This is a genomic window from Psychrobacter sp. APC 3279, from assembly GCF_030407795.1.
GTDB lineage: Bacteria > Pseudomonadota > Gammaproteobacteria > Pseudomonadales > Moraxellaceae > Psychrobacter.
The window spans coordinates 15,576-35,715 of sequence record NZ_JASDCR010000015.1; the positions used below are offsets into that span (position 1 = coordinate 15,576).

General features: G+C 43.1%; 18 protein-coding genes. 10 read left to right on the forward strand and 8 right to left on the reverse strand.

What is annotated here, in order from left to right; genetic code table 11:
• Positions 1-18 precede the first annotated feature (18 nt).
• Both QL898_RS09270 and QL898_RS09275 read right to left on the reverse strand, forming a co-directional pair.
• Positions 19-819: a BON domain-containing protein gene (locus QL898_RS09270; RefSeq protein ID WP_290176592.1), complete on the reverse strand. Its 801-nt coding sequence runs from the start codon at positions 817-819 to the stop codon at positions 19-21.
• Between the two features lie 267 nt (positions 820-1,086).
• A complete protein-coding gene (locus tag QL898_RS09275; protein WP_201549455.1) occupies positions 1,087-1,572 on the reverse strand; it encodes a YraN family protein in 486 nt (161 codons plus the stop codon).
• 143 nt (positions 1,573-1,715) lie between these two features.
• Here QL898_RS09275 and rsmI point away from each other — a divergent pair, with 143 nt between their 5' ends.
• Together rsmI and QL898_RS09285 are read left to right on the forward strand one after the other, a co-directional pair.
• A complete protein-coding gene (gene rsmI, locus QL898_RS09280) occupies positions 1,716-2,672 on the forward strand; it encodes a 16S rRNA (cytidine(1402)-2'-O)-methyltransferase (protein WP_201549456.1) in 957 nt (318 codons plus the stop codon).
• Between the two features lie 53 nt (positions 2,673-2,725).
• Entirely contained in the window at positions 2,726-3,745 is a 1,020-nt protein-coding gene (locus tag QL898_RS09285) for an adenosine kinase (protein WP_201549457.1), read from the forward strand.
• 114 nt (positions 3,746-3,859) lie between these two features.
• On the opposite strand, the gene QL898_RS09290 is transcribed toward QL898_RS09285, so the two are convergent.
• Positions 3,860-5,182, reverse strand: a complete 1,323-nt coding sequence (locus QL898_RS09290) for an aminotransferase class I/II-fold pyridoxal phosphate-dependent enzyme (RefSeq protein WP_201549459.1) — start codon at positions 5,180-5,182, stop codon at positions 3,860-3,862.
• 256 nt (positions 5,183-5,438) lie between these two features.
• The gene (gene nfuA, locus QL898_RS09295; protein WP_057761762.1) at positions 5,439-6,122 is read right to left on the reverse strand and encodes a Fe-S biogenesis protein NfuA; all 684 of its coding nucleotides are present in this window, start codon (positions 6,120-6,122) and stop codon (positions 5,439-5,441) included.
• 570 nt (positions 6,123-6,692) lie between these two features.
• Between nfuA and QL898_RS09300 the strand changes: the two genes are divergently transcribed.
• The 4 genes from QL898_RS09300 (at position 6,693) to QL898_RS09315 (ending at position 11,621) form a co-directional block, all read left to right on the forward strand.
• Positions 6,693-7,694 carry an alpha/beta fold hydrolase gene (locus tag QL898_RS09300; protein ID WP_201549461.1) on the forward strand — a complete coding sequence of 334 codons (1,002 nt, stop codon included), beginning with the start codon at positions 6,693-6,695 and terminating at the stop codon, positions 7,692-7,694.
• 410 nt (positions 7,695-8,104) lie between these two features.
• A complete protein-coding gene (locus QL898_RS09305; protein ID WP_057761766.1) occupies positions 8,105-9,172 on the forward strand; it encodes a bifunctional nicotinamide-nucleotide adenylyltransferase/Nudix hydroxylase in 1,068 nt (355 codons plus the stop codon).
• 197 nt (positions 9,173-9,369) lie between these two features.
• On the forward strand, positions 9,370-10,767 hold the full coding sequence (locus QL898_RS09310; RefSeq protein WP_290176594.1) for a nicotinate phosphoribosyltransferase: 1,398 nt from the start codon (positions 9,370-9,372) through the stop codon (positions 10,765-10,767).
• Positions 10,761-11,621, forward strand: a complete 861-nt coding sequence (locus QL898_RS09315; protein WP_290176595.1) for an SGNH/GDSL hydrolase family protein — start codon at positions 10,761-10,763, stop codon at positions 11,619-11,621. Before QL898_RS09310 ends, QL898_RS09315 begins: the two co-directional genes overlap by 7 nt.
• 111 nt (positions 11,622-11,732) lie before the next feature.
• On the opposite strand, the gene QL898_RS09320 is transcribed toward QL898_RS09315, so the two are convergent.
• Positions 11,733-12,011 (reverse strand): type B 50S ribosomal protein L31, encoded by a 279-nt coding sequence (locus QL898_RS09320; protein WP_057761772.1) that lies wholly within the window; start codon positions 12,009-12,011, stop codon positions 11,733-11,735.
• 503 nt (positions 12,012-12,514) lie between these two features.
• Here QL898_RS09320 and QL898_RS09325 point away from each other — a divergent pair.
• Together QL898_RS09325 and QL898_RS09330 are read left to right on the forward strand one after the other, a co-directional pair.
• Positions 12,515-13,114 carry a YceI family protein gene (locus QL898_RS09325; RefSeq protein ID WP_290176596.1) on the forward strand — a complete coding sequence of 200 codons (600 nt, stop codon included), beginning with the start codon at positions 12,515-12,517 and terminating at the stop codon, positions 13,112-13,114.
• Between the two features lie 232 nt (positions 13,115-13,346).
• Positions 13,347-14,438 (forward strand): GNAT family N-acetyltransferase, encoded by a 1,092-nt coding sequence (locus QL898_RS09330; RefSeq protein WP_290176597.1) that lies wholly within the window; start codon positions 13,347-13,349, stop codon positions 14,436-14,438.
• Between the two features lie 154 nt (positions 14,439-14,592).
• Here the strand turns inward: QL898_RS09330 and QL898_RS09335 are convergent, their stop codons facing one another.
• Entirely contained in the window at positions 14,593-15,027 is a 435-nt protein-coding gene (locus tag QL898_RS09335; RefSeq protein ID WP_290176598.1) for a hypothetical protein, read from the reverse strand.
• A gap of 560 nt (positions 15,028-15,587) precedes the next feature.
• Between QL898_RS09335 and QL898_RS09340 the strand changes: the two genes are divergently transcribed.
• Positions 15,588-17,207, forward strand: coding sequence for an FAD-dependent oxidoreductase (locus QL898_RS09340; RefSeq protein ID WP_290176599.1), 1,620 nt, complete (start codon positions 15,588-15,590; stop codon positions 17,205-17,207).
• Between the two features lie 133 nt (positions 17,208-17,340).
• On the opposite strand, the gene QL898_RS09345 is transcribed toward QL898_RS09340, so the two are convergent.
• Positions 17,341-18,024 (reverse strand): TIGR00730 family Rossman fold protein, encoded by a 684-nt coding sequence (locus tag QL898_RS09345; RefSeq protein WP_290176600.1) that lies wholly within the window; start codon positions 18,022-18,024, stop codon positions 17,341-17,343.
• 381 nt (positions 18,025-18,405) lie between these two features.
• Between QL898_RS09345 and QL898_RS09350 the strand changes: the two genes are divergently transcribed.
• Positions 18,406-19,293, forward strand: coding sequence for an alpha/beta fold hydrolase (locus QL898_RS09350; RefSeq protein ID WP_356638981.1), 888 nt, complete (start codon positions 18,406-18,408; stop codon positions 19,291-19,293).
• Between the two features lie 48 nt (positions 19,294-19,341).
• Here the strand turns inward: QL898_RS09350 and QL898_RS09355 are convergent, their stop codons facing one another.
• Positions 19,342-20,064 carry a DUF3820 family protein gene (locus QL898_RS09355; protein WP_290176602.1) on the reverse strand — a complete coding sequence of 241 codons (723 nt, stop codon included), beginning with the start codon at positions 20,062-20,064 and terminating at the stop codon, positions 19,342-19,344.
• Positions 20,065-20,140 lie beyond the last annotated feature (76 nt).

Sequence of the window (20,140 nt, forward strand, 5' to 3'; positions counted from 1 at the left end):
CTTGGCGAACTAGAGTGCCTACTGGTTCTGATAAAGGTCAATATAAGGGCTTGATGACGGCTGCGTAGTATTGGCCTCTTCTTCCGTTATGACAATAGGCGTTGCCGTGCTAATAGTAGTATCTTGGGCAGTTGGCGCTACTGCAGGATTGGCCAAATTATTCTCGTACATGATGTCATCATTATTTATTTTGACACCTCTATCGTCAACGACAGTTGTCAGCAATACCAACTCGGTGACCCCAACAGTGCTATTGGCGATATCAATCAGATGACTCTGCTGAGTGGGTGTCATACGACCCATAATGTAGACCACACCATTATTGGTAACGGCTTTAATTTGTGAGGCACTCACACCATCGCTAGCGGCTATTTTGGCCAGCAGCTTTGAAGTGATATAACCATCATGAACCGTTGAGCTATACCCTTTTGACGCACTCACTTCCATCTCATTGTAGACACGGCGTACATCCGGCATAGAGCTAACGACTTTTTCTACTTCTGCTTTGAGCGTTTCAGTTGGCACTTCACCTGTGAGCAGCACTTCGCTATTGAAGCTATCGATACCCATACGACTGGTTTGCTGCAAGTCTTCTTTTAGCCCGTATACATTGATTTTAGCAGTATGTTCAATACTACGATCGAGCAGACGCTGCGGAATCGTGCGCTCAGTCATTGGCACACCATAAGTCCCTTCTGTACTGTTGGTCAGATAGTTGGTGGCACAACCTGTACTGACAACACAGGCAGCAATCATAATGCCAGTCGTAATACGACGTGATGAACCAAAAATAGCAGTGCGCAAATGCATCCGTGTCATTATTTACCTCTTAGAACATGGTTGTGACAATTTTATAAATTGAACAAATCTTACTCTAGGTCGTGTTTTTATTTTGGAGAAACCACGACCTAGTAGTGACGAGCTAAACGTAGCTGTAAGCTAATACTGTATCTAATTTATAGGAACTTGACTATAACCGCTACTTTACTTAATTTTGGCCATCAGCGGTTAGCTTTTTAGTAACGAACCTTACTTGTCAGATGTGGTTAAATGCTTCACTTGGCAGCATCTATCTTATTTACTCTATTACCAAGCACTGGCTATAAAAGCATTTTGAATCCATTCTGGTTGATGGTCTAACTGCTCATTTCTTGAATTTGACTCATTCATCGTGTTGTAAGCAATGACATCAAAGCGGCAATCATAATGAGCATACTCAGGATACTGCTGCAAAAAGGACTGCGCTGTCTTAATAACTTTGCGCTGTTTGCTTGCTGTCACGCTGAGTGCTGCATCGCCATAATTCGAGGACTTGCGCTGACGAACTTCAATAAATACCAGTGTTGACCATGCTGAACTTGTCTCAATCATGACCAGATCCAGCTCACCTATCTTTGGCTGTTGCCAATTTTGTGCGACCAACCTCAACCCTTGCGTTTGTAAATACTCACACGCCTGCTGCTCAAACCGACTACCTTGGCGCTGTTTTGGTGAGGTTAAGATTAAGGACTTATGATTAGGCATAAGGTTAATTGGTCTGATTAACATTTGAGAATTATCATAGCACAACATGCTAAACTAGCCACTTCTACGCATTCTACTCTCACAATCTGTCAATTTCTTCAATTATTATTTGACTGAAAAACCATAGACAATGATTGTACGTACTAGCGCACTATTATTTTTTAACGTCTTTTTAACGACCCGAGGTTTTCATGTCTACCCCTACTGCGATGCCAGCTTGTCTCTATATCGTTGCCACGCCAATTGGCAATATGTCCGACATGACATCGCACGCAATTGATGTCTTAAAGCAGGTCGCCATTATTGCCTGTGAAGACACCCGCACCTCAGGTAAACTACTGTCACATTTTGGCATCGATACCAAAGGCAGCAAAAGTGACGAGACAAAAGACTCAGAGACTCGTCCTGCCAAAAGCAGTGTCGAAGATGATGACACGACCACAAAGCAAAAAGGTCACAATAAGCTATGGGCCTATCACGAGCATAATAGCGCCATTCAAACGCCCAAAATTATCGAAATGATTGAGCAAGGTCATTCAGTTGCCTTGATTAGTGATGCTGGTACACCTCTAGTCAGCGATCCAGGTTATCAACTGGTGCAAGCCGCGCATGAAGCTGGCGTGACCGTATCACCTATCGTTGGGGCTTCTGCTGCAATTGGCGCATTGTCAGTAGCAGGGTTACCCTCTGATAGATTTAGCTTTATTGGGTTCTTGCCCGCCAAAACGCATGGTCGTCAAAAACAGCTGAGCGATTTAATCGCACGTACCGAAACTTTAATCTTTTATGAAGCGCCGCATCGTATCATAGCTAGTTTAGAAGACATGGCAGCGATATTTGGTGCAGATCGCGCGGTAACTTTTTGCCGAGAATTGACCAAGACGTTTGAAACGGTACACAAGAGCACCCTTGGTGAATTGGTTGAGTTTGTCAAAGCAGATGACAATCAGCAACGCGGTGAGATAGTTGTGGTCGTCGCTGGCGTCGGTGTGGCAAAAGATACTGACGACATCAGTACGCATGATAAATTGCTACAGCGTTTGTTGGAGGATTTGTCAGTCAAAAAAGCAGCCGCACTGGCCTCTGACATCACTGGCGTGAAGAAAAATGCACTTTATCAGCGTCTACTAGAGTTGCAAGCAGACTAGTTTTTAATAATAAAAAGATAACCATTTATAAATGAATTGAGGAGAAATAAGCAATGTACGATGTAATGGCAATAGGTAATGCGTTGGTTGATCACGAATATGTGCTGTCAGATGCGGCACTAGAAGAGACCGAGTTGACCAAAGGTAATATGACACTAGCAGAATTTGAGGAGCAGCAGCAACTACTGGCCTACTTTAAACTGGCTGAGATTGAGCCATCAAAACAAGCAGGCGGCGGATCAGCAGCCAATACTATGTTTACCTTTGCCAGCTTAGGCGGTAAGCCTTTTTATGCTTGCCGCGTCGGTGATGATGATCAAGGGGCGTTTTATCTCAGAGACTTGCATGAAGCAGGTGTCGCGACCTCAGACAAATCTATCCATGAAGGCGGTGTGACCGGCTCATGTGTGGTTGCCGTTACCGAAGATGGCGAACGCACCATGCAGACCTATCTTGGCACCTCAAGTGAGATTGCCGCTGACAATGTTGATTTTGACGCATTGACTCAAGCAGATTGGCTATATATAGAAGGCTATCTGGCGATGTCTGAGAGTATCCAACCAGCAATGACTCAATTACGTCAGCAAGCTGGTATTCATAATGCAAAAATCGCCGTAAGCTTTGCTGACCCTGCGGTAGTGAAGTTTGCCAAAGATGGCTTGCTTAATATGCTCGGCAACAAAGTCGCTGTGATATTCTGCAATAGCGAAGAAGCAAAGCTATTCACCGATAAAAAACAAGTCAAAGCAGCAGCGCGTGCACTGCTTGAATATTGCCAAATTGCCGTCGTCACTGATGGTGCCAACGGTGCGGTCATTGCCCATCAGCCTAATGATGAGGCAGAAGTTGAAGTGTATGACGTTGCAACACCAGCAGTGGCCAATGTCATCGATACCAATGGTGCAGGTGATAACTACGCTGGTGCTTTCTTATATGCATTATCGCAGCAGTATAGTCTGCTAGAATGTGGTCGTCTTGCCAGCGAAATATCAGCACAAGTTATTCAGCAGTTTGGACCGCGTCTTGCCTCGCAGGATTATCGAGATATCGCACAGCGTGTACTGTCTGCTTAATCATTAAACACATCTGTGGGACGCAAAACAAAAAGCCCATATCAAATCGATATGGGCTTTTTGTTTATATTAGACTTGTTCAAACAGTTTGCTCAACTTAATAAGCGCTTGTTATTAAGCAGAAGCTAATGCTTGCGCGAGATCGGCTTTGATATCTTCGATATGTTCAATACCAATCGACAGTCGTACCATATCTGTACTAACGCCTGCATTTTCTAGCTCTTGCTCATTTAACTGACGATGGGTCGTCGTCGCTGGATGACAGGCCAATGATTTCGCATCACCGATGTTTACCAAACGAGTAATCAGTTGCAGCGCATCAATAAAGCGCGCTCCTGCTTCCAGTCCACCTTTAACACCAAAGGTCAAAATAGCAGAAGGCGTACCTTTCATGTATTTTTTGGCAAGCTCATGCTCAGGATGGTCAGACAGACCTGCATATTTCACCCACGCAACTTTATCATGGTCACGCAGATATTCTGCAACGGCTTGTGCATTTTGCACGTGACGCTCCATACGCAGACTTAGCGTCTCCATACCTTGCAAGATACCAAAAGCATTGAGCGGGCTGAGGGCTGCGCCAGTATTACGTAATGGCGCAACGCGCGCACGGGCAATAAAGGCTGGCGCGCCTACGTCTTTTACGAAATTTACCCCATGATAGCTATGATCTGGCGTATTCAACAGTGGGAAACGCTCAGGATAATCACCCCAAGCAAACTTACCGCTATCGACAATCGCACCACCGATTGAAGTACCGGTTCCGCTCATATATTTGGTCAATGAGTGAATCACAATATCTGCACCGAACTCAAATGGACGACATATCGCAGGCGTCGCCACGGTATTATCAATCACGACAGGTACACCGTATTTGTGAGCGACATCACTGAGCGCTTGAATATCAACGATATTACCTAGTGGGTTACCGATACTCTCGGCAAAAACCATTTTAGTTTTATCATCAATCAAGTCACGAATGGCTTCTGGGTCTTTATGATCAAAGAAGCGCACTTCGATACCTTGACGCGGCAATGCATGGGCAAACAAATTGTAAGTACCGCCATATAGGGTCGATACGGCGACGATATTGTCGCCTGCTTCGCAAATAGTCTGAATCGCATAAGTAATGGCAGCCATACCAGAAGCTACAGCAAGCGCACCGATACCGCCTTCTAACGCAGCCACACGCTCTTCTAGCACCGCGTTGGTCGGATTCATGATACGAGTATAGATGTTGCCTGCGACTTTTAAATCAAACAGATCTGCACCATGCTGAGTATTATCAAACGCATATGAACTGGTATGATAAATAGGCACGGCGACTGCTTTGGTCGTTGGCTCTACACTATAGCCTGCATGAATCGCTAAGGTCTCAAGACGTTGAGGGGTTTCTGGCTGTTGGGCTGTTTGCTGGTCTGCTGATCCATCACTCATAGTACATTCCTTTATGTTGATAAAAGATGATTTGTTGACGACGTATCGCTCGAAAACCATCTTAAAAAGCTGTCTGCTAAATCATAGCAATAAAAAAAGCTGAGTTCATCATAACTCAGCTTCTTTATTAAAAGAATAGCAAAATACTCATCTCTTCATGACAAATATTCATAAGCAGCAAACCAAACAGGCATATCTATACTAGAGATGATGGCCACCTTTATAGCAGCCACTTTGCTTTTAACTATTTTTTACTTTATTTGTAGTAAGCATTCTCTGTACGAGTATGGTCAGTCTCGTCAACCACTTGGGTCAATTCTGGAATTTGCTGTTTTAGCTGCACTTCAACGCCTTGACGTAGAGTCATATCAACCGCTGAACACCCTTGGCAACCACCGCCAAATTTCAATACAGCGGTCAGACCAATGCCTTCTTCATCAATCAGCTCAAGTAACTGTACGTCACCACCATGCGCTGCTAAGCCAGGGTTAATCTCTGACTGCAATACATAGTTGATACGCTCTTCGACACTGGCATCAGCGCCTACTTTAGGTACTTTAGAGTTTGGTGCGCGGAAAGTCAGCTGACCACCGAAACGATCTTTATTATAGTCGATGACCGCGTCTTCTAGATAAGGTACTGACGCCGCCTCGATAAAGGCAGAGAAGTTTTCATACGTAAAACGCAAGTCAGCACTGTCTTCTTCGCCCGGTTGGTTATAAGCCATGCAGCACTCTGCGCGCGGCGTACCAGGATGCTCAACGAAGATACGCACACCGATACCATCGGTATCCTGTTTAGATAACAAATCTGCCAAGTAGCCTTGAGCTGACTCAGTGATAGTGATGTTACTTTTCGCTTCGACTTGCTCGGTATCTAGGGCTGATTCATAGCCAGCAGTTTGATCTAGTTGGTTATCAGCTTGGTTTTGCTCACTCATAATTTTTCCTATGCGTTATGACACAAACGCTATATCTATTATGGCTACTGTGTCGTGAATTTGGATTTTTAAAATGTTTACGATTTATATAAGACATGCAGACTGGCAATATTTTCGATTTATTATTGTATGACATTGGCCGACATGAGTATAAAGTTTAATCCATCTATAGCAGTCATTATACCTGAATCAAGCATCAATTCCGACCACGCTACTGCGAATTGAACCGTGGCTGTTGCAAATGGTCGTCATTGGTTTTTTTAATGATGCTGACAGTTGCCAAAGTAACTTTATATTTAGATGAGAAACCACAAACACGCTAAATGACTATGTTGGCTGCCAAGTTATTCTCTATATAAAGACAGCGGTACCATTTATCAAGCGCACTCAGCGTTTCCGATATGCCATACCGTTCACATCTAGTCTGAGCAAGTCATCTGGTTTTGACGTAGTATAGTTAATTTGAATGATTGTGCGCAGTAGCGTTATGAGCATAGTAGCTTTTAATCGCCTTGTATTATAAGTATCAACTTGTATAAAGATTAAGTATTTTTTGGATAGGATCATTTTATGATGACACGGACGTTGCACCTAGTAACTACCAAGGATGATGAGAAAATTGCCGTTTGGAAAGTGGTTGATAATTCAGACAAAGATACGATAGCTAACACATCAGAAAACAGCCTGCCTAACATCACACCGCAAAACATATTTTTGACGCATGGTACGTTTTCTGACAAGCAAACTTGCCTCAAAATCGCCGAATATTTTGCAGGGCTTGGTCATCACTGCTACATCATGGAGTGGCGCGGGCATGGTGATAGCTCAAAACCCACCAAAAAATTCAATTTTGAGACGGTTGCTACTTATGATTATGAAGCAACTTTTCGCTATTTTTTTGATGAATTAAAACTCGATAATCTGCACTGCGTCACCCATAGCGGTGGCGGCGTTGGCTTAACCATGTTTCTCGTCCAAAACCCAAGCTATATCGATAAGGTCAATAGCATCAGTATGTTTGCCTGCCAAGCTTTTGGTGCGGCGCCAGACTCGACCAGCTACGCGAAAATCCTTACCGCCAAGGTACTTACTCGACTGGTCGGCTTTATACCCGCTAAGCAGTTCAAGGTAGGCCCTTTTAACGAAAGCTACTATACGATGACCCAGTGGTACGATTGGAATTTGCGTAAAAACTTTAAAAGCAGCTTTTTGAATAAGGCTAATTTTGATAAAGGTAGAGCGAATACAGACGAAGTGAACGAAAGCATTAATCAGCAAAAGAATGTTGGCGATGACTTTATTGACTATCGACATCATATGGCTCAAATCACGATCCCCGTTTATTCTATTAGCGCAAAAGGCGATACCTTCATATCCCCTACTTGCGGCTGTCGTTTGTTTTTTGATGGCTTTAACAATTCAACCAATGTCTTTCGAGAGTACTCGCTTAATAACAGCGATTTAGATGATTATACGCACAGTCGTATTATGATTAGCCGTAATGCTGCAACAGAGATTTGGCCAACGGTGACGGCATGGATAGAAAGGCATGCGAGAACTCAGGATAAATAATGACCACTTTAATACTGATTAGCTTTGCTGTTTTAACTATTGCTATGGCAATTGTCTATCAGTACTACTTTACTGTGACCAAGCAAATAATGAATCGTTACGACAAAGCGCCCTATGTACTCGTCCTGTTTTATAATCCCTCATATCATATAATCTTTTATGCGGATCACAAAAGTGACCTAAAGCCCAAAGAAGCAAATGCTTTTAAGTGCTACTTCTCAATATATACTGTCATGATTATTTTATTTATTACCCTGTTCCTTATAGGAAATACACTCATCTATCTACATACAACCTAGCTAACATTTTCAACAAAACATCTTTATACTTGTCAGAAAGTCATGGGCTGTGTCAGTATTAGCGTCATTAATTTTTAATCAATAAAAATAAGTCGTAGGAAGTTGGCGTCTATGAGTGAATTATCAGAGCAACAGTCAGATAAGCAAAACCTAGATCAGAAAAGCAGTAAGCACTATCGTTATCTGGTCTTTATCGGACGCTTTCAGCCGTTTCATGCTGGGCACAAAGCCGTCATCGATGAGGCACTAAAACGCTCAGACGAAGTAATTATGCTGATCGGCTCAGCCAACTTGCCACGTAGCTTACGCAATCCATTTAGCGTCGCTGAGCGTGCCGCAATGATCAAAGGCGCCTACTCTGAAGAAGAAGCCGCACGCATTCACTGTGTTGGCTTAGATGATGCACTCTACAATGACACCCGCTGGCTACAGTATGTGCAAGCAGGTGTAAAATCTGTCACTGGTGACTTGCAGACGGATATTGGTTTGATTGGTCATTCAAAAGACAGCTCATCGTACTATCTGTCACTGTTCCCCAACTGGGACTCTGTGTCAGTGCCCAATTATCATAACTTATCAGCCACACCGATTCGCGACAGCTATCTGATGGGTGCTACACCGACACCTGAGCGTACGCCTGAGTCGACGCGCAACGTCCTCGATGCATTCAAACAAACTGACGATTATCATCAGCTGCATGAAGAAGCAGACTTTATTGATAAATATAAAAGACAATGGGAATCAGCACCGTACCCGCCTACTTTTATGACTGCCGATGCCTTGATTGTACAGTCGGGACATATCCTACTGGTTGAGCGACGTAGTATGCCAGGGCGTGGACTCTGGGCGCTGCCAGGTGGATTTCTAAATCCAAAAGAGACGCTGTTTGATGCTTGTATCCGTGAACTGCGCGAAGAAACTCGCCTCAAGGTGCCCGAGCCAGTACTGCGCGGCTCTTGCCATAGCCAACATACCTTTGACGACCCATATCGCTCAGCGCGTGGTCGCACCATTACTCAAGCGTTTTATTTTCAGCTCAAAAACGATCCAAAAGGTCTGCCAAAAGTAAAAGGCGGCGATGATGCGACCAAGGCATTTTGGTTACCCTTAGCTGAGCTCGATGCGAAGATGATGTTTGAAGATCACTATGCGATTATTACTAAAATGGTTGGCTTATAGTTCGCTGCTAATCGTTTTTTCTAGTAGCTTTCTTTAGTAGCTTTTTCTAATAGCTACTTGAGCAAATTATTATCAAAACAGCTATCACTAAATATCGCACTAATCATTTGATATCAATGCCGATAGACGGCAATCAACCGCCGCCACTGTTCTTTTATTAAAGCAGCTGCGGCATTTCAAAGCAGAGGAGTTCTGTGATGTATACCAGTAACCTAAACAACTTAATCTTAAATAGCGACAGCTATAAGACCTCACATTGGGTGCAATATCCAAGCGGAAGTGAGTATCTGTCAAGCTATATTGAGGCGCGCAAGGGCGACTACGATGTGGTGTTCTTTGGTCTACAAGCCTTTATCAAAGAGTACCTAAGCACGCCTATCACTCATCAAGATATTGATGAAGCCGAAAAGGTCATTCAAGCGCATGGCCTAACCTTCAATCGTGCTGGTTGGGAGCATTTGATTGAAAAACACGACGGCTATTTGCCATTGCGTATCCAAGCCGTACCAGAAGGCAGTATCGTGCCTGTGTCCAATGTAGTCTGCCAAGTGATCAACACCGATCCTGAGTTTTACTGGCTACCCAGCTATATCGAAACAGCGCTATTGCGTGCAATTTGGTATCCATCCACGGTCGCTAGTGTTTCCCACTATTGCAAAGACATTATCCGTCAAGCGTTAGAGAAATCAGCGGACAATACAGAGTCGCTACCTTTTCGCTTGCATGACTTTGGCGCGCGCGGTGCATCGAGCCAAGAAACGGTTGCACTTGGTAGCTTAGCGCATTTGGTCAACTTTGCTGGTACTGACTCGATGACAGCGCTTATTGCTGCTAGTCGCTGGTATCAGATGGGTAATGATATGCCTGCATTCTCTATTCCAGCGGCCGAGCACAGTACGATGACAGCTTGGGGACGTGATGGCGAGACTGCTGCTTTTCACAATATGATTGAGCAGTTTGGCGGTAAAGACAAAGCCTTTTCGGTCGTTTCAGATAGTTATGATTTATGGAATGCCATCGACAATATCTGGGGTGACGCCTTAAAAGATGAAGTCAAAAATATGGGCGGCACTTTGGTCATTCGACCAGACAGCGGCGAACCTACCAAAGTCGTCCGCGAAGCGTTGGAGCGCTTGGCAGTGAAGTTCGGTACGACTGTAAACAGCAAAGGCTATAAAGTGCTGCCCGACTACGTACGCATCATCCAAGGTGATGGCATCAGCTCGCAAAGCTTAAGCAAAATTATTAACGTAGTAATCAAAGCGGGCTTTAGCATAGAAAACGTGACGTTTGGCATGGGCGGTGGTCTATTGCAGCAAGTCAACCGCGACACCATGAGTTGGGCAATGAAATCTAGCGCTATCTCTATCGATGGCGCATGGAAGGATATTTATAAAGATCCTGTCACCAGCCGCTCAAAACGCTCGAAAAAAGGACGATTGGCACTGGTAAAAGACGACAGCGGCCAGCTAACAACCGTCAAAGAAAATGAGATGAGCGACCCAACTGATAATCTATTACGTGATGTCTACGTCGATGGTCAATTGTTAATTGAAGACAGTCTCACCACTATCAGGGAACGTGCAGGATGGTAGATACTAATAAGCTGACATCGGTTGCAAGAGACGTCTTACTTGCCCCTGTCTACCTCTATCAAGGTCGCAAAATCAAGCGTGATACGGTTCGCTTGCCTGAACCACATGGCGAAAGGCACGGCATGATTGAGCTGCCTCAAGCGAATAATGAGGTATCAACGCAAAATGCTAAGACATTTAACCTCATGGTAGTTGGTGATTCGGCAGCGGCAGGTGTGGGTAGCCAAACGCAGCAAGAAGCGTTGGTCGGTAAGCTCATCCCGATACTGGAACAAAACGAAACTATCCAATCAAGCTTTGCTCGACTCAATTGGTCATTGCAAGCGACAACAGGTCATACCAGCTTTGATATTCTACGCAGGTTATATGTCCTACCGGCTCCTGAGCAGCCTATTGATGTGATGTTGCTAAGCGTAGGGGTTAATGACACGACGTCCAATGTCTCTGTACATAAATGGCAACAGCAAATTGAAGACATTATCAATATCGCACAGCGCAAATTTGGCGTACGAGAATTGGTTTTTTTAAGTTTGCCGCCGATGGCGCAAATGCCTGCAATCCCTGCCCCGCTCAATAACTTTGTGGGCGCAAAAGCATCGATACTTGATGGGATATTACAGCAGGTCTGTGCGGCTCATGCTAGTGTCACTTATATGGCAACCGACTTTACAAGGATGCTAGAAGAGCATGCAAATGGTTCGGCTATAGATATCAATGTGATGTTTGCCAGTGATGGATTTCATCCTAACAGTCTGATGTACGGCTATTGGGCACAGCAGATAGTAGAGACTATTATCCAATTATTAGATTCTATTCAGTTATTAGACTCATCTACCACTGAGTTTGAGCGCTAAACAGCCTGTTAGCTTTATTTTTAGACAATAGAAAATTAAACCAAAAAAAACCGCTGAATAATCAGCGGTTTTTTATTGCTTAGCGAAATATATTTACACCATAAGTGTAAATTATTCAGCAGCGTCTGCAGCTTTCTTGCTACGGCCACCAAATGCGCCAAAGCGTTTGTTGAAGCTTGCAACACGACCTTCAGTAGAAGTTTTACGTTGCTCACCAGTATAGAATGGATGCGACGCACTTGAGATATCAAGTGGGTAGTATGGGTATTCTTTACCTTCGTATTCACGAGTCGCTTTAGTCTTAGCAGTTGAGCGAGTCAAAAAGAACACGTCAGCGTTAGTGTCGTGGAATAAAACTTCTTGGTAATTAGGATGGATATCTTTACGCATAATATACTCTCTAGGTCCGATGTATGTACAACGTCTAAATACAGCATCAGCGATGATGTATCAAACAAATGATGACATACGTAACTGAGGCACTAAGGACATTACAAGTATGGCAACTGCGTCACTGGCTTATTCCAGCACCCAACACCACCCTTCTGTTCGCTTAGCCTTTCCCCAGCGGGAAAATTAAACCGCGATTTTAACGGTTTTTGACGTAAGACGCAAGGAGCAGTTGTGATAGAGATATGTGATAAGTTGTCACTGAAAGCTCGAGAGTGTTGAGATAGGCGATTGATTTTAGTACAGTAATAAAGTTAGTTAAATTAATCAATGATATCTACTATTGTAGATAATCTAACCAAATACAACCTTAGCTCTTAATTATACATAGTATACTTAAAGGGTACAGCTACGCGATACAAACTCCATTTGAACATCGCTACCAGCAACTAATTTACTTCTCAATCACTCGTAACTTAACTGAATTAAATAAGGAATATTTAATGATAAATACTAAAATAAGCACGGCCACCAAAGCACTATTTATTGGCTCAGCATTAGCAGTTACTACCATGGCAAGCGCTGCCCTACCGACTCAATGGCAGCTAGATGACTCCCATACTCGTGTTGGATTTTCTGTCAGTCATTTAGGGTTTTCAACCACGATGGGCCACTTCAATGATGTCAAAGGCATGGTGAATTACGATATCAAAGCGCCCGATAAAACCAGCATGAACTTTACCATTGCAACTGATAGTATCGATACCAATTGGGATGCTCGTGACAAGCATTTAAAAACGGATGAGTTTTTTAATGTTGCAAAGTATCCAACCATGACTTTCAAATCTACTCAGGTCAAATTCATTAATCCGCAGCAGGCTAAAGTAACGGGTGACTTTACTTTACTTGGTCAAACCAAACCACTAACCCTAGATGTCACGTTAAACAAAATCGCTAATAGCCCTCTTACCAAAGAGCCAGTCGTTGGTTTCCGCGCTACTGGTACACTTGATCGCGCCGCTTATGGTATGACCGCTTACGTTGACGGTATCACGACCAATGTCCCTATCCAAATCGATGGCGAGCTAGTAGAAAAGAAATAACTGTAAGCTTATAGCTCTCTAACGGCTTTTGAAAAAAACGAGGAAAGCAGCCTACCCTCATCTATAGAGGCAGGCTGCTTTTTTATTTCCTGCAAATTCTTCTACGCTCTTATCAAATATATTCATTATTTTACATAAAAGGTTTTTATATACTTGAAGGCTTCATACTTTGTTGTTATATTCATATATACGGATTTACGAATATATAACGCAACACTGAGGGAGCAGCAACGTGGATACAGTACAAGTTGATTACATAGCGATAGATGCTGGGTGGGATAAGAAGGTATCAAATCATCATTTTGATATATACCACTTATCTGGTTGGATTGCGGCCTCAGCTGTCATCGACAAGGGCAAACCTCAAGGAATCATCGCTCGCTATAAAGATAAAGAAGTATTGTTACCCATCATAATTAGAGACATTGACTCAGAGCACTGGGATGCTACTTCCACTTATGGCTACGGTGGCCCGTTAATGGACAAAACCCTCACTGATGCCGAGTTAGACGTCGTACTAGATGAGATAAGAGCTTTTCTTTGCGAGAGAGGCTGCGTGTCTTTGTTTATGCGGTTGCATCCGATTATTAATAAAGAATGGATACCCACAGTTGGCAAAGCACTGACTCACGGGCTGACTCTGATGTCTGATTTGAGTAAGTCAGAAAAAGAGCATTGGAGCGAAACACAAAATCGACATCGCCGCGGTATCAAAAAAGCCATAAAAATGGATGTCGTGACAAAAACAGAATTCTTAACCAGACAGAATGCGATAATGTTCTCAGACATTTATAAAGAGACGATGCGACACGTCAATGCCAGTGATTATTACTTCTTTGATGATGATTATTTCTTCAATTTGCTTGAAAACCTTCAAGAAAAAATACTGTTGATAACTGCCTATCAAGACGATAAAGCGATTGGGTCTTCTATATATACGCTCTGCCAAGAGTCTGGCATTATGCAGTTCCATCTTGGCGGTACGCTGAACGCTTATACACATCTACAACCTTCTAAACTTATCACTCACGTTGCTCGCAATTGGGGACGAGAGAACCGTTATGAAGTGCTACATCTTGGTGGCGGCGTTGGCTCCAATTTAGATTCTTTATATGAGTATAAGAAAGGCTTTAGCTCACAAGAGTTACTATTCAAGACTTACAGGCTCATCGTCAACGTAGTGAAATATACAGAGTTAGTGGCGGATATCTGGTTCACGGAAAGTGATCTGCTTTCAGACTTTTTTCCTTTATATCGAAAAGAGCCTAGCAAAGAAGAAGTGCTAGAGACTATTCAGATTGAGCCTTTAGCAAAGATGACATAGTACAGATTACATCTAATACTAGAGAATATATGAGCGCTGCTGTTAATATAGTAAAGAGTAACCCCAAGCAAATAAAAAGCAGCCTGCCTCTATAATTGAGGACAGGCTGCTTTTTTATCTTAACGTTTTCGAGTCAGTCTATATCTAACACCTGCTATTTGCTTGGGATAACATGCCAAACACCAAGTTTATCATCACCGTCTTTGTCACCAACTTTTGTGTCATTAGCGTAGAAGTATAAAGGCTTACCGTTCATTGCCCACTGATATTTGCCATCTTCACGCTTGAATGCAGCAAACTGACCTGAAGCTTTAGCATCGTTAGGCGCTTTGAAAATTGGCCACACAACTTGGCAAGCTGCACCGCAATCTGACTGGTTCATAGAGTCTTTATCAAACGTATATAACGTCATATGGTTGGTAGCATCCACCAACACCCCATTTTTACTAGTGACTGGTGCTGTATTATTGCTCGTTGCCTGTACTTCATGCGTACCTGACATATCGTTACCGACTACGTTTTTTAAAGTAGTACAGCCAGTTAGTGCCAATACACCTGTTAGTGCCGATAACACCATTATATTTTTCATCATAACTTCCTTGTAATTTTAGTCGTATTTTTTATAGCGATAAGCTTGTGGTTGTTTACTGTGTCGACTGTCCCTGTTGTTAATTCTGATATTTGTAGTTTTGAACAGTCATCAAAACAGAACCTACGCTTTTTGTTAAGCAAAATAAATATAGCATATGGTTTTATATTATCTTGATAATCAATATACTCGCTTACAAAAGTGGTCGAATTTTACAAAACAGTAAAACGGGCTTATTTTCGATTTCACAAATTTGCCACCTCTCTCGTTTACTCTATTTTTAAACAGGTTCGTTTGTCTGGAAAACTTCACACTTATAGCGCCTCGTTGACAAAACTCATGCATCTTCTTACGTATTTCCCATCATATTGTCTGTAGTTCTTCGTAAAATAAACCTATAGAGATGAAGAATAGCTAAACAATAGAAAAGATGACTATTGAAGTTCAGATTTGTGTGTTGAACTTAATTACCTTCGCACGCATATCAAGAAATATAGAACATTGAATAAATATACCGAGCACGGCCTAATACAGATGCTATTAAGGATACAACGACGACAATGACTCAGTCTTTTGATAAAAACTACGCTCAATCCTTTAATCATGACGCTAATTCTGAGGTGTTATTTTACGGGGCAAAAAACACTCAACCTAAAAAACGTGTTGGCATTTTGGGCGGCGGTACTGCGGGATCGACGATTGCAATTCGACTTGCTGCGTTAGGATTAGAGACCTATTTGTTTGAAAAGAAAAAATCTCTCATTGATGGACCACCTATGTGTCATTTGCATGCAGGTGGTAATTTATATCGTGAAATACCGGACGAGGATTGCGTAGCACTGCTCAAGCAATGTATCGATATTTTGCGTTTGTATCCGCACACTATTGACGTTCGTCCTACGGTGTTTGCCGTACCGACACGTGATGAAGGGTTGCCTGAAGATTTACTACCGCGTTTAGATATTTTGACCGATGCTTATCAAGAACTGATTGAGCAAGATGCTAATAATAAGGTATTGGGCGAGCCTGAAGATTACTATCAGCTCTATAGTCATGAGCAATTGATTGAGCTGTCTGAACGTGAGCAAGTCGCTGTACCAAGTACGGTTGATGAGTGGATGATTCCAGTCGCTAGATATTTGGATTTGAACAAAGTTAAATTTCCATTAATTGTCGTTCAAGAATATGGCTGGAATATTTTTCGTTTAGCCGCTTCTGCTAAGCTTGCGCTCGAAGAGTACGACAATGCGCACGTATTTACTGAAACTGCGGTACAAAAAGTCGTGCCGGTAGATTGTGAGAACTGTACCAACGCTGACCATCATGTCACCAAATGGCGTATCGACTATCAACAAATCCATAATCAAGAACACGCCTCTCAGCCTGAGTCTATCGAAGTTGATTATTTAGTCAACGCTTGCGGATTTCGTACAGGTGTTATTGACGATATGGTTGGTGTCGAAGTCACGCGTATGGTTGAGTTTAAATCGTCTTATGTGACCCATTGGGGCGATGCTGGTGGACAGATACCAGAGATTATCGTTTATGGTCAACGAGGTACGCCAGAAGGCATGGCGCAGCTTACTCCTTACCCTGGCGGATATTTTCAGATTCATGGTATGAGTAAAGCCATTACTTTGTTTGATGATGGTCTTGTCGCATCAAGTGAAGACAGTGCGCAGCCCAAACTGCCACAGCAATATGTGCATTATATTGAAAATGGTTGGGATAAAGCGCCTCTACAAGCGCGTAGCCAGCAAGCGATTGAGTATGTGGCTGAGTTTGTACCGACATTTAACAGCGCACGTACTGTTGGTAACGCGCTATATGGTGGACAGCAGATTCCTGGACAAGATGATACGCTGCGAGTCGCTGATGTGAGTTTATACTCTAATATACGCTATGCCCGTGCAGAAAACGTCAAAGCATCTTCGACTTTGATTGCCGCTGACCAAATAGTTAATGAGCTAACAGATCTAGGTTTGATAGAGAACGATACACCTCTGAATCGTAGTCGCTATGCTCATGAGTGGTCGTACCTTGTCCATAACGATAGTCTGGCTGTCGATGAGGTTGCACGTGAGCTCGCTGAGCAGCGTGGATTCCCAATCGCTATGGCTCATGTTAATCATAGTATTCGTGAAGTTGCATTGGATGATCTTACGCCTGCTGATGCCTAATAGACATGATTCGCTGATAGGTTGTTAACACATATAAAAAAAGGAGCAGATTACCGAGATTTGGTTGTCTGCTCCTTTTTTGCAATAGCTTTTAATATTTAAGCATTTGCTGTGTACTAATAGCTATAATGGCTTAACTATTACTACCAGCCATTTTCTCCGTATCCACAGCATCATCTATGGTTACTACTGTCTGTAGCATATCGATCGCTTCGCTGATGGTATTACACACCACTAGACGATCTAAATCTTCCTGCTTCATAAAGCCTTGCTCAGTGGTATATTTCAAATGCTCAATCATACGGTCATAAAAACCATTGATGTTCAAAATGATCATTGGTTTTTCGTGTTGGTACAATTGACGCCATGTGGCGATTTCCATAATCTCTTCTAATGTTCCTAGCCCGCCTGGTAGCGTGATAAAAGCATCGGCATACTCTGCCATAACGGTCTTACGCGTGTGCATAGTGTCAGTCAAATGCAACCGAGTCAGCTGCTCATGAGCGATTTCGTGCTTGAGCATAAAGGTTGGAATCACGCCTACTGCTTGTGCGCCGCCATTAATTACTTCATCCGCAACTGCGCCCATCAGACCGATACTAGCGCCACCATATACTAGCCCCATGCCATTATTTGCTAAGGCACTGCCAAGCTCGCGTGCCGCCTGTTCATAAACGTCACCATTGCCCAAGCGCGAACCACAATACACAGCCACGAGCGGCATTGACAAGGCAGACTTATCGACTGCTTTTTCGATATTTGTAATGTCTTTACTCGTGATTACGTCATAAGTATCATCTTTAATTTTCATTTGCATATAGCTTCCTTAATTAACTGTCAGTTTTTATTGAGTGCTTGTTATTAGTGAAGGCTGCATACCGACACCTATCATTTATATTGTCATGCACATGATTCATAAGACAAACTCAACCAAGTTATACGAAACTTGGAAGTCATATTTGAGCAACTGTCTTGCCAGCATTTATCTTAACATAAGCAATGCTACCACATAGTCACAACGATTTATCACTACGCAACGACTACACTTTCAAGATGCGCATTTATTGTTCATCATAGTTCGATATTCATTATCTACTAATAAAAATACTAAGGTATACCCATGGATAATCACAACACCTCTCCTACTGCCGAGCTATCAAGCTCTGTGGTTAATAGCAATCTCACTAATAAAAGCAATATGAATGACGCGAGCAATATTGATATTTACTCATTAAGCATCATGACCGATCGCAACCAAGCATTGGCAGCCACTGTCTATCGCCCTAAAGATGCGACAAAAAAAGCAATCATGATGGCACCTGCCACAGGTATTAAGCGTCACTTTTATCATAATTTTGCGACCTATCTAGCAGAAAGCGGCTTTGGGGTGCTGACATTTGATAACGAAGGAATCGGTGAGTCCCTATCGACCGATCTGGCAAAATGTAGCGCTTCCTTGATCAGTTGGGGTCGCCATGACATGCCAGCTGTACTTGATGCCTTACAAGATGAGTTTCCTGATGCGACTTATCATCTCATCGGTCATAGCGCAGGTGGTCAGCTCATCGGCTTGATGCCTAATTATCAGGCGATTAGCTCAGTGTTCAACGTCGCTTGCTCGTCAGGACGTATCAAAAATATGGGCATGCCATATAAGCTCAAAGCCATGGGGTTTATGGATGCGTTTATTCCATTCACTAATTTAACACTGGGCTATACACCCTCAGACAAAATCGGTATGGGTGAGCCACTGCCACGCGGCGTGGCTCGTCAATGGCGTGAATGGTGCAATGGGGCGGGCTATATCAAAACCGCATTTGGCAAAAGCATACACACGCATTTCTATGATGAGCTCAGCATGCCAGCACTATGGCTTGGCTTTAGCGATGATGATATCGCCAACAGTGAAAACATGGACGATATGATAAGGGTATTTACAAAAATGCCCATAGAAAAGCGATTCTTAGACCCTGAGGATTTTGGACTAAATCATATCGGTCATATGCGCTATTTTAGCAGTAAGACCAATATCAAAGCGCCGCAGCTATGGCAAATGGCGGTGACATGGTTGCACGACCAACCATAATCTTATCGTCACGTAGCCTCTTATATATTAGCTACGTAATAACTTAGATTACTTTTTCGCGTTTTCTGCTTCATCCAGTTGTAAGCGTTTAGTCAGTGCCGAATACAGCGAAGGCTGCATGTTATGAATATTGCCTATCATCCATTTAACATAGCTGATGGGCACGTCTTTAATCGGTTTGCCTTTATGCTTACCAAACGGCATTTTGTTCACAGGAGTCGCTTTATTAGAGATAGCATGTGCTGCTGCAAAATCTGTCGGCGCAATCTCTAGACGCTCGCAGCATGCTTGATACAGCAAATAGCACATTCGAGCATCGCCAAGCGCATCATGAGCGGCAATCGTCATTGCACTCGCTTCACCCTTACCCAACAGCTGCTCGATACACTTAGACTGACCGTAAGCACGCCATTCTGGAAAGGCGGCCCGCGCAAGTCTCACCGTACAAATCAGCTTAGCAGAAGGACTGCCAATCACTCGCCAATCAAAACGTACATTGTGACCAATCAAGTACTCTGGCAATTCAAACTGCTTCAACTCAAAGCGCTCAAGTCCAGCCACATCAGCATCGGTAATACCATGCACTTTTATGACAATAGGTGAAATAGATCGACCACTGTTAAAGTATTTCATCCATTCAAAGCCAGTTGCTACATTGATAGTAGCAACTTGGATAGGTCTAGGATCACTACCCTGATCTGTTTCGGTATCGATAACCAGCGCTGTTTCGCGCGTGGCAGAAATATCAGCAGGCTTAAAAACATTATTCATAAAGTATTAACCGTCAGTAGCAACTGTCTATGCTCAGCAGAAATGCTAAGTAGATAAAACTGTATTTGCTGTCTAT